At 35.5% G+C, this 14,673-nt stretch carries 16 protein-coding genes; 15 read left to right on the top strand and 1 reads right to left on the bottom strand.

The genetic code is table 11. The annotated features are described in order from the left end of the window. Positions 1-42: 42 nt before the first annotated feature. From spoVT to BKP45_RS08845, 11 genes are all read left to right on the top strand, one after another. Positions 43-582, top strand: coding sequence for a stage V sporulation protein T (spoVT, locus tag BKP45_RS08895; RefSeq protein WP_071389371.1), 540 nt, complete (start codon positions 43-45; stop codon positions 580-582). A 286-nt stretch (positions 583-868) separates the two neighbouring features. Further along, positions 869-2,458, top strand: a complete 1,590-nt coding sequence (locus tag BKP45_RS08890) for a putative polysaccharide biosynthesis protein (RefSeq protein ID WP_071389370.1) — start codon at positions 869-871, stop codon at positions 2,456-2,458. 100 nt (positions 2,459-2,558) lie between these two features. Next, a complete protein-coding gene (gene yabN / locus BKP45_RS08885) occupies positions 2,559-4,019 on the top strand; it encodes a bifunctional methyltransferase/pyrophosphohydrolase YabN (protein ID WP_071389369.1) in 1,461 nt (486 codons plus the stop codon). Between the two features lie 66 nt (positions 4,020-4,085). Beyond that, positions 4,086-4,361 (top strand): RNA-binding S4 domain-containing protein, encoded by a 276-nt coding sequence (locus tag BKP45_RS08880; protein ID WP_071308267.1) that lies wholly within the window; start codon positions 4,086-4,088, stop codon positions 4,359-4,361. 296 nt (positions 4,362-4,657) lie between these two features. Beyond that, positions 4,658-4,966: a sporulation protein YabP gene (yabP, locus tag BKP45_RS08875; protein WP_071389368.1), complete on the top strand. Its 309-nt coding sequence runs from the start codon at positions 4,658-4,660 to the stop codon at positions 4,964-4,966. Continuing rightward, on the top strand, positions 4,963-5,550 hold the full coding sequence (gene yabQ, locus BKP45_RS08870; RefSeq protein WP_071389367.1) for a spore cortex biosynthesis protein YabQ: 588 nt from the start codon (positions 4,963-4,965) through the stop codon (positions 5,548-5,550). Before yabP ends, yabQ begins: the two co-directional genes overlap by 4 nt. 35 nt (positions 5,551-5,585) lie before the next feature. Continuing rightward, positions 5,586-5,966, top strand: coding sequence for an FtsB family cell division protein (locus tag BKP45_RS08865; RefSeq protein ID WP_071389366.1), 381 nt, complete (start codon positions 5,586-5,588; stop codon positions 5,964-5,966). Between the two features lie 70 nt (positions 5,967-6,036). Continuing rightward, complete coding sequence (locus BKP45_RS08860) at positions 6,037-6,510, top strand: S1 domain-containing RNA-binding protein (RefSeq protein ID WP_071308263.1); 474 nt, start codon at positions 6,037-6,039, stop codon at positions 6,508-6,510. Between the two features lie 441 nt (positions 6,511-6,951). Beyond that, on the top strand, positions 6,952-9,390 hold the full coding sequence (spoIIE, locus tag BKP45_RS08855; RefSeq protein ID WP_245747415.1) for a stage II sporulation protein E: 2,439 nt from the start codon (positions 6,952-6,954) through the stop codon (positions 9,388-9,390). Positions 9,391-9,552: 162 nt separating this feature from the next. Continuing rightward, complete coding sequence (locus BKP45_RS08850; RefSeq protein ID WP_071389364.1) at positions 9,553-10,281, top strand: VWA domain-containing protein; 729 nt, start codon at positions 9,553-9,555, stop codon at positions 10,279-10,281. Further along, entirely contained in the window at positions 10,253-11,215 is a 963-nt protein-coding gene (locus BKP45_RS08845) for a protein kinase domain-containing protein (RefSeq protein ID WP_071389363.1), read from the top strand. Before BKP45_RS08850 ends, BKP45_RS08845 begins: the two co-directional genes overlap by 29 nt. A gap of 28 nt (positions 11,216-11,243) precedes the next feature. Here the strand turns inward: BKP45_RS08845 and BKP45_RS23545 are convergent, their stop codons facing one another. Beyond that, positions 11,244-11,372, bottom strand: coding sequence for an HNH endonuclease (locus BKP45_RS23545; protein ID WP_084787779.1), 129 nt, complete (start codon positions 11,370-11,372; stop codon positions 11,244-11,246). Here BKP45_RS23545 and BKP45_RS08840 point away from each other — a divergent pair. From BKP45_RS08840 to hpt, 4 genes are all read left to right on the top strand, one after another. Next, on the top strand, positions 11,313-12,050 hold the full coding sequence (locus tag BKP45_RS08840) for a threonine/serine exporter family protein (protein WP_407639588.1): 738 nt from the start codon (positions 11,313-11,315) through the stop codon (positions 12,048-12,050). The genes BKP45_RS23545 and BKP45_RS08840 overlap by 60 nt on opposite strands. A gap of 16 nt (positions 12,051-12,066) precedes the next feature. Continuing rightward, positions 12,067-12,510 (top strand): threonine/serine exporter family protein, encoded by a 444-nt coding sequence (locus tag BKP45_RS08835; RefSeq protein WP_071308258.1) that lies wholly within the window; start codon positions 12,067-12,069, stop codon positions 12,508-12,510. Next, complete coding sequence (gene tilS, locus BKP45_RS08830) at positions 12,494-13,885, top strand: tRNA lysidine(34) synthetase TilS (protein WP_071389361.1); 1,392 nt, start codon at positions 12,494-12,496, stop codon at positions 13,883-13,885. Before BKP45_RS08835 ends, tilS begins: the two co-directional genes overlap by 17 nt. Before the next feature lie 180 nt (positions 13,886-14,065). Beyond that, entirely contained in the window at positions 14,066-14,605 is a 540-nt protein-coding gene (gene hpt / locus BKP45_RS08825) for a hypoxanthine phosphoribosyltransferase (RefSeq protein WP_211272961.1), read from the top strand. Positions 14,606-14,673 lie beyond the last annotated feature (68 nt).

Genomic DNA, 14,673 nt, shown 5'->3' with positions numbered 1-14,673 from the left:
ACATCAAGTAACTACAACAAAGAAAGTGAGGCATCATCAGAAATGAAAGCTACTGGAATTGTACGTCGAATTGATGATTTAGGTCGTGTAGTAATCCCAAAAGAGATACGCCGAACGCTAAGAATTCGTGAAGGCGATCCATTAGAAATTTTTGTCGATAGAGACGGAGAAGTAATCCTAAAGAAGTACTCCCCAATTTCTGAGTTAGGTGACTTTGCCAAAGAATATGCGGAAGCGCTTTTTGAAAGTTTAAATCATGTCGTTCTTATAGCTGATCGCGATACATATATAGCTGTTGCGGGCGGTTCAAAGAAAGATTACTCTAACAAAAGTATTGGTGAAATTGTTGAGACTGCTATGAATGACAGACAGTCTATCGTTCAAACAAGCCAGGGTGAATATAACATTGTAGGGGATTCTACCGAAGAGGTTACATCATATGTAGTTGCCCCTATTGTAGCAAATGGTGACCCAATTGGTGCTGTAGTTATGCTATCAAAAAATGATCGAACAATGGGCGACGTTGAACAAAAATTGTCTGAAACAGCAGCTGGATTTTTAGCAAGACAAATGGAGCAATAAAAGTAATAAAAAAAGTAATTAATATAAGAGCCGTTTAGAAGGGTTATTGACCCTTCTTTTTCTATTTACCCAAAATAAATATCAATAAATTTCCTACTGGTTTCACCATACAAGTTTGAAGAGCATTGACTATATTTAGTGAAATTGAAATGTTTCGATATGGACTGGTGTGATGGGGGGAGTATAATTATGGAATCCGCTCATTTGATAAAAGATTAGAAATACTTGGAGTTGAAACTGTATGCTATAATAGCAAGAGTTTTGTGAAAGGTTTAGGTGGAATAAAATGCAAAGCGAATTGAATAAAGGCAAGAAGCTATGGAAGGGTGCATTGTATTTGTCCCTCGCAGCGGTCGTGATAAAAATTTTAAGTGCGATTTATCGGGTACCATTTCAAAACATCGTTGGAGATGTAGGGTTTTATGTTTATCAACAAATTTATCCTATCTATGGAGTTGCGGTTGCTTTATCTACATATGGATTTCCGATCATTATTTCTAGGTTGATTTCAGAAAGAAAAAATGAGCGTCATACAATTATTAAGAGTGCTTTTTGGAGCTTACTAACATTCAGCTTTTTAGGCTTTATCCTTATTTATTTTACTACTCCAACGTTAGCTAAATATATGGGCGATGAAAATTTAGAAACCCCTTTAAGAGCCGTTTCGTTTATCTTTTTTATCATCCCTTTTCTTTCTGTATTGCGAGGTTTTTTTCAAGGTCAGGGGGAAATGTTGCCAACAGCTGTTTCTCAAGTTAGTGAACAATTCTCTCGAGTATGTGCCATTTTATTTGTAACCTATATTTTTATCATAAATGGTTATGGACCCTATGCTGCAGGAACTGGGGCGGCAATAGCTTCAATTATTGGAGGGGTTATTGGTTTTTTTGTTCTTTTATTTTATTATCAAAAATATAAAAAAACTGATCCGCCTCTATACAATAAACGAATAAGTATGGACATAGTAAAAATCATTTTTATTCAAGGGATTATGGTATGTCTTAGTAGTCTTTTATTGATTATTTTTCAACTTATTGACTCAATTACTGTATTAAGAATTTTACTCGAAAATGGGGTAGCCTTAGAAGTTGCAAAGATCTCTAAAGGAGTTTTTGATCGTGGACAACCTCTTGTGCAGATGGGTACAGTAATTACAACGTCTTTCTCTTTAATAATCGTACCGCTTATTGCGAAGGTAAATTTAGAGGGAAAACAAGATTTAGTCAAAAAGTATAGTGGCCTTGCCTTTCGTATTAGCTTTCTCATAGGTGCAGCGGCCTCAATAGGTCTTGCAGTCATTATAGATCCTACTAACGTGATGCTTTTTAAAGACAATAAAGATTATGTTGTCCTTGGTACTATGGGCATAGCGATATTTTTTACATCCGTTTTTCTAACTACATCAGCTATTTTACACGGGTTAAACAAAGTTTATGTTACTGTTGTTCATGTAATAGTTGGTTTACTCGTTAAATTAATACTTAATCTTTGGTTAATTCCTGTACACGGTACATTGGGTGCAGCCATGGCTACGGTAATCTCATGTGCTATCTGTGCAAGTTTAAATTTCTATGTGTTACGAAAGATCAATGTTTTGCCGGCGATACAGTATCCAAGAGCAATAAAGACAATTTTTTCTTTAGTGGTTATGGGGTTAGTTACTTTTATATGGAAGCAAAGTAGTTTTATTATTTTTAGTGATTTAGTCTATAGTCGGATTGGTAATGCTTTTATTGCTATAAGTAGTGTAACCATTGGAGTTTTTATATTATTAGTATTGATGATAATAAATAAGCTATTTTCAGAAGATGAGTTAGAACATATACCGAAAATTAGAAAGCTTGCAGCGTTTATGCAGTCAAAAAATAGTACATAACTAGGTTATTGTTATTAAAAATGTTCATCAGGCTTATGTTGTTAAATTCAATAGAAATGTTAACTTATAAACTTAATATACACCTGGAAGGGGTAAGGTAATGGGGAAAATTATTATTTTAGGTTTAGGGGCTGGAGACCTTAATCAAATGCCTTTAGGTATATACCATACATTAATGAAATCTGAAAATGTGTATCTCCGAACGAAAGAACACCCAGTTGTCGAACAACTTGAAGCTGAAGGATTTACTTATCAATCATTTGACCACATATATGAAAATAATGATCAATTTAAAGATGTTTATCAAGAAATCACATCCGAACTAATAGAAAAAGCAAAGGAAAAAGATATTGTTTATGGCGTTCCAGGTCACCCTTTTGTTGCTGAAAGTACCGTACAGTTACTAGTACAACAATCAAAGGAACACAATATTACTTTAGAGATTGTTGGTGGTCAAAGCTTTCTAGATAATATGTTTCAAGCTTTACAAATTGACCCTATTGAAGGCTGTCAAATTGTTGATGGGACGGAGCTTTTAAAAGCGGAAATACAAGTAAGGCACCATATTATTATTTGCCAAGTCTACGATGCATTTATTGCAAGTGAAGTGAAATTAACTTTAATGGATCTATTACCTGATGAATATGAAGTTACGATCGTCACTGCAGCAGGGAGTAGCCAAGAAGAGATCAAAAAGGTACCACTATATGAGTTAGATCGTGTAGCTACTTTAAATAACTTAACAGCTGTTTATGTACCACCGGTTAAAGACGAAACAATTCTTTATCGTGATTTTGATAAACTAAGAGAAGTAATTGCTCACCTAAGAGGCCCTAACGGATGTCCTTGGGATAAAAAGCAGACTCATACCTCTCTGAAAAAATATTTATTAGAAGAAGCATATGAAGTTCTTGATGCTATTGATGAAGAGGATGAGGATCATTTAGCAGAAGAACTAGGTGATGTTCTGCTGCAGGTTATGCTGCACGCTCAAATTGGTGAAGATGAAGGAATGTTTACGGTAGACGATGTTATTTCTTCTCTCACGGAAAAAATGGTTAGAAGACATCCACATGTTTTCGGAGAAGGAAATTTACCTGATTCAGACGAAGTTATTAAGAAGTGGGATGAAATTAAGCGACAGGAAAAAGAAACAAGTGGCCAAAGTGATCATTCGTTTTTATCGGGAGTTCCTAAAAGTATGCCCGCCTTATCTCGTGCAAGTAATCTCCAAAAAAAGGCTGCAAAAGTTGGCTTTGATTGGGATGAAGTAGCTCCGATTTGGATGAAGGTTCAAGAAGAAATTGCTGAATTTATGATTGAAACAAAGCAAAATAATTCAGAAAGAGCAAGAAAAGAGTTTGGTGACGTATTGTTTGCCTTTGTTAACTTGGCTCGATATTATCAGATCGATCCTGAGTTAGCGCTCCACTCAACAAACGAGAAATTTTTTAACAGATTTGCTTATATTGAAAAAACACTACAAGAACGTGAGCTAACCTTTGCTGAAGTGGACTTGGCGTATTTAGATGCCATATGGGAAGACGCGAAAAAGATGTAATTTGGTTGCTAGCATACAAAAAGTTATTTTAATCAACTGTAATTTAGTTAATTTGGGGGGATAAAAATGAGGTTAGATAAATTTTTGAAAGTGTCACGCTTAATCAAGCGTAGAACTCTAGCAAAAGAGGTTTCTGATCAAGGAAGAATTTCGATAAATGGGCAAGTTGCAAAGGCAAGTTCAACGGTGAAAATTGGTGATGAATTAAAAGTACGCTTCGGCCAAAAGATGGTAACTGTTAGAATTGATGATATTAAGGAAACATCTAAAAAAGATGAAGCAGCAACCATGTACACGATATTAAAAGAGGAACCAGTTCATACAACAGAAAATCAATTTTAGAAAAAGGAGATGACCTCGGTCACTCCTTTTTCTAATAATCAGAATTTATAAATTTCTAACTTGGAAACTGTCTAGCACAAGCAGCCTACGAGCTCGGTCACTTCAGTCATACAACTGCTTTAATATCTATATGAAATACATCTCTGATAGCCCTTATGCGCGATTACTCGCCCTCGCAAAACCTGCTTCTAGGTTACACTTTTTACAAAACACCGCTTTGTAAAAAGGCTTGTTCTAATCTTTAACTCGTTTACATAAATATAAGCGTAAATAGAGGATACGAGGAGGAATTTAGTATGGATCAGTATGAATTTGGCACTCCAATGGGGAGAGATAGAAAGATGAAGGAACATAATATTACTATGCGGGGGAGAAAACACTTAGATATTACAGGAGTAAAGCAAGTGGAAAGCTTTGATAACGAAGAGTTCTTAATGGAAACAGAATTAGGGTTTTTAGCAATTCGGGGGCACAATCTTCACATGAAAAACCTAGATGTAGATCAAGGTATTGTTTCTATTGAAGGAAAAATTTACGACCTTGTATATTTAGATCAGCAACAGAATGATAAGGCTAAAGGCTTCTTTGGGAAGTTATTCAAGTGAGTCTAACAGTTCAACTTCAAACCATGCTTATTATGGTGGCTATGGGCGGGTGGCTAGGTATGGCTATCGACACCTATAGCCGCTTAATTAGAGGTCGTAATTGGAAAAAATGGATTACAGTCATTAATGATAGTTTGTTTTGGGTTTTACAAGGGCTTCTTGTATTTTATATTTTATTGCAAGTAAATGAAGGAGAAATGAGATTTTATATTTTGCTTGCTCTGTTGTGTGGTTATTCTTGCTATCGCGCTCTTTTATTTAGTATATATCTAAAGATTTTAGAAGCACTTATCTCAACAATTATTAAAACCTATAAATTTTGTAAAGCTGCTTTATTTATGCTTATTATAAATCCTACGAAAGAGTTGTTGAAACTTTTATACAAGCTGTGTATGATGGTAATAAGTTTTACAATATCAGTCATATTTTTCCTTTTGGAAGTCATTTATACACCTTTCGTTTGGATTGGTAAAGGAATTTGGAGGCTTTTGCCGAAGGAAAAAATCAAAAAATATAAAAGTAAACTAGGATTTTTAAGCAAAATAAAGAACTATATAAAACAACGGCTTAATAAAAAAGAGTAAATTTCTAAAATAAGGGTCGTAAAAGGGTGATGAGGATGAATAGCGCACAACAAAGGAATGTAAGAGAGCTGAACTCTCATTACATTGAACAGCATGATAAGAAAATAGAGCAGAAGTCAATAAGTAATAAAGGACTTGTTCGTCGCCTTAGTGCCTTAGGTTTATTTGTTGCGACTGTAATGGTAGCTACAGTAATAACTCTACAATCACAACATACTGTTCTTAGTCAGAAAATAGAGAAAAAACAATATCTAGAGAATGAACTAGTTCAGTTACAGTTAGTGGAGAGAGATCTCATAGACGAAATCGAAAATTTAAATAGTCTTGAGTACATTGCAGAAATTGCTAGAAGAGATTATTTCTTAACTAAACCAGGAGAGATTATCTTTAAACTTCCAACTATTACTTCAGATTGACACTTGTTTTTTTTATCATGTATAATTAGATAGTATTATAATTATGTTTTTAAGGAGGAGCATTTTTTTCATGTCAATCGAAGTAGGCAGCAAGTTACAAGGGAAGGTAACAGGTATCACCCATTTTGGAGCATTTATTGAGCTGCCAGGTGGTATTACTGGGCTTGTTCACATTAGTGAGGTAGCGGATAATTATGTTAAAGACATCAATGAAATATTAAAAGTTGGTGATGAAGTTGAGGTTAAAGTTATTGCAGTTGAAAAGGACGGTAAAATTGGACTTTCAATAAGAAAGGCTAAAGAGCGTCCACAAGAAGAGCAACCAAGACCTCAAAAAAGGCCGCCACGTGATCGTGATCAAGAAAGACCAGGAAACAAACAATATGGATCTCGTAATAATGGCAATAGGAATAACCAAGCTCGTCCATCCCTTTCTTTTGAGGACAAAATGAATCGCTTTTTAAAAGATAGTGAGGAAAGACTTACTTCTTTAAAGCGTAACACAGAATCAAAACGCGGAGGTCGAGGTGCTAGACGAGGCTAACTTGCTGCATTTGACAATTGAACATAATAAATATCTTTAATATATAATAAAACACCCTTCGGATAGAAGGGTGTTTTAGTTTTAAGGTAAGAAAGTATAAAATTTCTTATTTGGAAACTGTCTAGCGCAAGGTGCCCGCCTTGCGCTTTTCTTAAGGAAAAACCTTTTTCCAAATTTCGCCTTTTGGAATTGGTTTTGTAGTACAATTCGAGATGCTTTTACATAGACTAAAATTATTGTACGGTCTTTGAGTGTTTTTTTGACTAGCTTACTAGAAACAAGTCGAACACTTTTTTAGACAAGCTCTGTTGTTTTGACAAAAATTGAAAGAAAGATCTGCTTATAATAGAAACACGATAAAAAAACGGGTGGTGGATATAAGTGTTTCGAAAAGTACTGAAAGCAGTTGAACCAATGAGAGGAACGGTACTGTCAAATTCAATGAATGGGGATAACTACCTAAAGGAAAGTGAGACGGATCGATTTGGCAAACTATTTTCACTTATCTTCTATAAATGGGGATTTTTAATTTTCATTATTGGATTTTTACTTGGACGGGCAATCATTTTATCAGAAATGCTACCTTTTATCTTGCCGTTTTTTGCAGCAATCTTTCTATTAAAACGGGAAAAGTCTACTATTGCTATGTTAGCTTTAATAGCCGGTGCAATCACAATTGATCCTATGAATGGTGGTTATGCTTTTGTTTCTATTTTAACATTTTTATTTTTATATCGCTTATTCAATAGATTATATGACAACAAATCAAGGTTATTACCATTTTTAGTCTTTGCTGCTATTTTTATTTCTAAAACGTTGCTTGCGTATGTTTTAGAAGGAACAATTACGAATTATGTTTGGTTAGTATCGGTTGTTGAGGGTGGTCTAAGTTTTATTCTGACGATGATTTTTATTCAAAGTGTTCCAATTATTACGGAGAGAAAGCGCAAACATTCTTTGAAAAATGAAGAAATCATTTGCTTAATTATTTTACTTGCTTCAGTTATGACAGGTACGATCGGTTGGATTTTTTACGGTATGGCTGCTGAAAATATCTTAGCTAGATACTTAGTGTTAATTTTTGCTTTTGTCGGTGGAGCTGCTATCGGTTCAACAGTTGGAGTGGTAACAGGGCTAATTTTAAGTTTAGCGAGTGTTGCAAGTCTTTACCAAATGAGTTTATTAGCATTCTCAGGCTTGTTAGGTGGCCTATTAAAAGATGGGAAAAAAATAGGCGTTGGTATTGGACTCTTAGTTGGAACACTATTAATAGGCTTATATGGGGACGGGAGTGGAACCATCACATTAACAGTAATGGAATCACTAGTAGCTATACTTATATTTATAATAACCCCACGAAATTTAATTATGAGGATCTCTAAGTATATTCCAGGTACTGCAGAATATTGGAAGGAGCAACAACAATATTTACGAAAATTTAGAGATGTAACAGCTGGAAAGGTTGAACAATTCTCAACCCTATTTCAAACATTATCAAACAGTTTTTCTAGCGCCCAAGTAGATACTGATGAGGAAGACCCAGAGCGAGAAGTTGATTACTTTTTAAGTAACGTTACGGAAAAAACATGCCAAATGTGTTTTCGAAAGGAGCAGTGTTGGACGAAAAATTTTGATAAAACGTATAATCATATGCAAGAAATTATGGTTAGTTACGAAAATGAACACCAAGTAAATAAACGGTTAAAAGTTGATTGGGAAAGGTATTGTTTGAAGGCAGAGAAAGTAATTCATGTGATTCAACATGAATTGAATCAGTATCATGCAGGAAAAAAATTAAAAAGGCAGTTACTAGAAAGTAGAAAACTTGTTGCAGACCAACTTTTAGGAGTTTCAAAGGTAATGGGCGATTTTGCGAAAGAAATACAAAAAGAAAGGGAAAATCTCCAAATTCAAGAGGAGCAAATACTTGATGCCCTTCGTGATGCAGGGGTAGATATTGGACATGTAGAGATATTCCAACTTGACGAGGGGAATGTAGATATTGAAATTAGTGTACCTACAAATGAACATGGTGAATGTGAAAAAATTGTTGCTCCGATGTTGTCCCATATTTTAGAAGAAACGATTGTAGTAAAGAAAGCTGATAAAAACTACTACCCTAACGGTTATACGAATGTATCATTTGGTTCTGCTAAACAATTTGTTGTGGAGACTGGTATTGCGACAGTTGCTAAAGGTGGTGCGTGGATTTCTGGTGATAGTTACTCAACGATGGAGATTGGGGCTGGTAAATATGCCGTTGCAATAAGTGACGGAATGGGAAATGGTGAGAGAGCTCATTTAGAAAGTAATGAAACATTGCAGCTTCTTCAAAATATATTACAGTCTGGCATAGAAGAAACAGTGGCTATTAAGTCTGTGAACTCAGTTCTATCTTTACGTTCTACCGATGAAATTTTCTCTACATTGGATTTAGCGATGATTGATTTGCAAGATGCTTCGGCAAAATTCCTGAAAATCGGCTCTACGCCTAGTTTTATAAAAAGGGGAGATAAAGTTTTTATGGTAGAAGCTAGTAATCTACCAATGGGAATTATAAATGAATTTGATGTTGATGTTGTCAGTGAGCAATTAAAGGCTGGAGATTTGTTAATTATGATGAGTGATGGAATTTTTGATGGTCCAAAGCATGTTGAGAATAGTGAAGCTTGGATGAAACGTATCATAAAAGAAATTAAAGCAACAGAACCACAAGAAGTTGCTGATTTAATAATTGAACAAGTAATTCGTACAGGGGATAATAAAATAGACGATGATATGACTGTTGTTGTAGCGAATGTGAAAAGAAATTTACCGAGATGGGCGACAATACCTATGTATCAGACAGTTGGATTAAATAGAAAGAAGAAAGCACTGTAGGCTTTTAAAGCTACTTTAGAATGAATAAGGTGAGAAGGTAGGTGAATCGTTGTTAAAGATGTTAAGATAACATTTAATACTTAAATTCTGAATATTAAAGTATATTCCCTCCTAAAAGAGTGAATGATGGTAACATTCATAAAATTGGAGGGGAAATAGCTTATGAGAAAAGGAACGTTAAAGCAAATACTATTATTAACCGATGGGTGCTCAAATCAAGGGGAAGATCCAATTGCTATTGCGGCCTTGGCTAAAGAGGAAGGAATAACTGTTAATGTTATTGGTGTAGTTGAAGATGACCAAATCAGTGAACAAGGGATAGAAGAAATTAAATCGATAGCTATGAGTGGTGGTGGAATTAGTCAAGTTGTTTATGCAAAGCAGTTAGCAAAGACTGTTCAAATGGTGACAAGAAAAGCTATGACACAAACTATTCATGGGGTTGTTAATAGAGAGCTTACTCAGATACTAGGACAAAACCAAGAAATAGAAGATCTGCCACCGGAAAAAAGAGGACAGGTTATGGAAGTCGTTGATGAACTAGGGGAAACAATGGACTTAGAGCTGTTAATATTAGTTGATACTAGTGCTAGTATGAAAAATAAACTAGTAATGGTTCAAGAAGCTCTAACTGACCTATCGATTAGTCTCAATTCGAGAGTTGGTACAAATCATTTTTCATTGTATTCATTTCCAGGGAAACGAAAAGCTGTTGACAAGTTAGTCGGTTGGACACCAAAAATTGAGTCTCTAACTGGTGTATTCCATAAGCTATCTCTAGGTGGTATTACACCTACAGGTCCGGCATTACAAGAAGCTATCTCCATGTTTCCAAGAAAAAGTAGAAGGAGTCTGATTTCTGATGAGTATCAAGAAGAGTCAGGTATGTAATTTATCTCCTGATACAAAAATTTTAGGGAAATGGCACAAGCAGCCTTACAAAATAGTAAGAGAGCTTGGTAACGGAGCGACAGGTTCTGTTTACTTAGCAGAGTCGCCAAAAGGGTTGGTCGCTTTGAAAATAGGTTTAAACAGTATGGCAATTACTTCAGAGGTAAATGTCCTCAAGCATTTTTCCAAGGTCCAAGGGCAAATCCTTGGGCCTTCTTTAATCGATGTCGATGACTGGGTAACTCAAGAAGGGACCTTTCCTTTTTATGTCATGGAGTATCTAAAGGGACAAGGACTTATTCCTTTTATGCAAGGGAAAGGAAGCGAGTGGGTTGGAATTCTTATTGTACAACTTCTTGGTGATCTAGATCGTCTACATCAAGCTGGTTGGGTGTTTGGTGATTTAAAGCCTGATAATTTAATTGTTATCGGACCGCCAGCACGAGTGCGTTGGATTGATGTAGGTGGTACAACATTATTAGGGCGATCGATTAAGGAGTATACGGAGTTTTTTGATCGTGGTTACTGGGGATTAGGGACACGTAGAGCTGAGATTACGTATGATCTTTTTAGTGTCTCTATGATCATCATCAATATATGTTACCCTAAGCGCTTTGAAAAAAACGGTGAAGGCTTGAAACAGCTAAAGGAAAAAATTGAAAAGCATCCAACTTTAAAGCAGTATGATTTTGTTCTTTTAAACGGATTACAGGGTAAATACAGCAATGCGCAGCTAATGAAAAAAGATGTTATTAGTGCAATTAGTAAAAGTAAGTCATCTTTTACCCAATCCCCGACGAAACACGCTAAAAAGCCAACAACCACAAACAAAGATTCAAGAGGAGAAAAATCAAATGGGCTTATCGAAACATTTTTATTTGCCTCTTTCCTTCTATTAGCATATATCCTATACTTATTTGGACAAATGATGTAGAATTGTGTTTTTAAGTGGCGTAGGATGTTTAATCTTTACATAACAATTCTACATTTTCTTTAAATAAGGGAGGATTGGAATGGGCAAGGCTGATCAAATGATGGACGTGTGTTTGCTTGCGGGTGAAATAATGCTTACGTACGGGGCAGAGACATATCGGGTAGAAGAAACATTAGAACGAATGGCTAATGCCGCTAATTTAAAAAATGTACATAGCTTTGTTACAACAACAGGTATTTTTCTCTCTTTTGAAGAAGATGGACGAGGCGACATTATGCAGATGATTCGTATTGATGACAGGAATTATGATTTAAATAAGGTATCACTTGTCAATCAAGTTTCTCGTGAATTTGTTACTGGTAAACTAACTACTGAACAAGCCTATTTAGAGCTTAAAAATATCGCAAGAGCAAGGCTCGCATATCCTATTTGGCTTATACATATAGCTTCTGGAATTGCAGGGGGTGGATTTTCCTATTTATTTGGTGGTGGTATCAAAGATTCCCTTCCTGCTTTTATTGCTGGGATAACGGCAAGCGTATGTCTGATCGAGGTTGAAAGATATTTAAAGGTGAAGTTCTTTGCAGAGTTTATAGCTGCTTTTATGGGTGGAACAGTTGCGATTGGTCTCGTTTACTTTGGACTTGGTACCAACTTAAATCAAATAATTATTGGAACGTTAATGCCTCTAGTCCCTGGAGTTCCATTAACTAACGCAGTAAGAGATTTAATGAGTGGAGATCTTGTTGCTGGGGTTAGTCGCGGAGCTGAAGCAACCATCACATCCCTATCTATTGCCACGGGTATTGCCTTGGCAATAACATTATTTCTGTAAAAGCTAGGTGTATACAATGATAATAGAATTGATTGTTTGTTTTTTTGCTACTGTTTCCTTTGGAATTATTTTTAGTGTTCCTAGAAAATCACTTTTAGTAGGTGGATTTATTGGGATGCTTGCCTTTGGTATTTCTCGTACACTTCCGGAGTATGGTGTTACCGCAATATTCGCAACAAGTATTGCTTCTATTACTGCGGCGACATTAGCCCACTTTCTTGCAAAAAAATTTCGGATTCCGGCTACCGCGTTTACAATTCCGGGGATTATACCATTAGTACCCGGAAGTAGAGCGTATTATACAATGTTAGCATTTGTTGAAGGGGATTATTTAGGTGGTTTGCAATTAGGGATTGAGACGATGTTACAAGCAGGAGCGATAGCAGCAGGCGTAGTATTTGCCTTATCTGTATTTTCATTAGGGAAGGGGAATAGTTACCGTTATGAGGCAAATCGTTAATCGTTTCATAAAGAAACATTCGCTACTACTTAATGGCGAGACAGTTATCGTTGGAGTTTCTGGGGGCCCAGATTCTATTGCTCTCCTTCATTTCTTAAAAGAACAGGAGCATAGTTATAACCTCACCTTAGTTGCAGCTCATGTAAACCACATGCTCCGTAAAGAAGAAGCGGAGCTAGATTATATGTTCGTTCAGCAATTTTGTGCTGAAAGTGGTATTATTTTTGAGGGTGCAAATATAGATGTTTTATCATATCAACGTACGCATAATGTTAGTACTCAAGTCGCTGCACGGGAGTGTCGATACCGTTTCTTTCAAGAAATTATGATAAAGTATGCTGCAGATAAGCTTGCTTTAGCACACCACGGTGATGATCAAGTAGAGACTATTCTCATGAGGCAAGTACGAGGTGCATATGGAGCCGGTTTAGCTGGTATACCTGTAAGACGACGGTTTTCCACTGGTGAAATTATTAGGCCGTTTTTATGTGTTTGTAAAGATGAAATTAATACTTATTGTGAAACCCAAAACCTTGCTGCACGTCTTGATCAAAGTAACCTATCATCAAAATACTTAAGAAATAGGATAAGAAATAAAGTACTACCTATATTAAAAGAGGAAAACCCATCAGTACATCTTAGATTTCAACAGCAAAGTGAGTTAATGTTAGAGGATCAATTATTATTAGAAGAACTTGCTGAAAAGGAAATCAGTAAAGCAATCATTCGCAGAAGGGACAAGGAGCTAGTACTTTCTATAACTACTTTCAATCATATTGCTGTCCCTTTACAAAGAAGAGGCTTTCAACTAATATTAAATTATCTTTATAAAACGAACATGCTAGATATTACCACTATACATATTGAGGAGTTTTTATCATTCTTGAAAAATTCTCGTCCTTCTGGACAAATACAATTTCCAAAAGGATTAATCATAAAGAAATCTTATGACGAATGCACGTTTACTTTCAACCGAATAACACAGACTACCAGTTATCAATTGGATTTCCCGATACCAGGGATTGTTACAGTGAAAAAGGGTAATATAATTGGAGAAGTGCTTGAAGCTCTCCCTGATGCTAACCTTAATGGGAATGCCATAGTATGTGATTTGGAAAAGTTAACCCTTCCTCTAACGATACGTACACGTAAAAAGGGTGATCGTCTCTCATATAAAGGGCTAAAAGGAACTAAAAAATTGAAAAGTCTATTTATTGATAATAAAGTTGAACGAGAGAAAAGAGATGATTGGCCAATTTTGGTAGATGGTAATGGTGAGATTATTTGGGTACCAGGTTTAAAGAGGTCCACGATCGCAACTATTTCTAGCGAGACAAAGAAATTTCTTTTGGTATATTATAAAGAAAGTAATTGAGGTTATATAATTTTACATACTAAGTTGAATGATAAAGGCATTGCTATTTGGTTATCCTTATTACTCTTAATGAAGGCCAAAAGGTAAACTGGTAAGACAACGTAAGGCTACTACAGCATTGAAAACTTGGTGAAATGTTTTTATTTTACATTTATTTTAGGGGGTTATTTTTTAGTCATGATGAAAGATGAGATTAAAGAGGTATTGATATCCGAAGAGGAAATTCAAACGAAAGTTAGAGAGTTAGGTGCTAATTTATCTAAAGAATATAGTGATAGTTTTCCTCTAGTGGTTGGTGTATTAAAAGGAGCAATGCCTTTTATGAGCGACCTTATTAAAAGAATGGACATCCACTTAGAGGTGGATTTTATGGATGTTTCTAGTTATGGAAATGAAATGGTTTCATCAGGCGAGGTTAAAATCATAAAAGATTTAAATACATCCGTAGAAGGAAGAGACGTACTAATTGTTGAAGATATTATCGATAGTGGACTAACATTAAACTATTTAGTTGAATTGTTTCATTATCGTAAAGCAAAATCTGTTAAGGTTGTAACATTGTTAGATAAGCCAGAAGGTCGTAAAGTAGATTTAACACCTGATTTGGCCGGGTTTATAGTACCTGATGAGTTCGTTGTTGGGTATGGACTAGATTTTGCAGAGCGTTATCGAAATTTGCCGTATATCGGCGTATTAAAACCAGAGGTTTATCAAGGGTAATTGATTGTGAAAAACTATACTTTTATGGTAATATTATCTAAGCTTTATTTGTCAGCGGGAGGAGGTAA

Source organism: Anaerobacillus alkalidiazotrophicus (assembly GCF_001866055.1).
The sequence above is the reverse complement of the archived record's forward strand: the minus strand, read 5'-3'. Positions and strand labels throughout refer to the sequence as shown.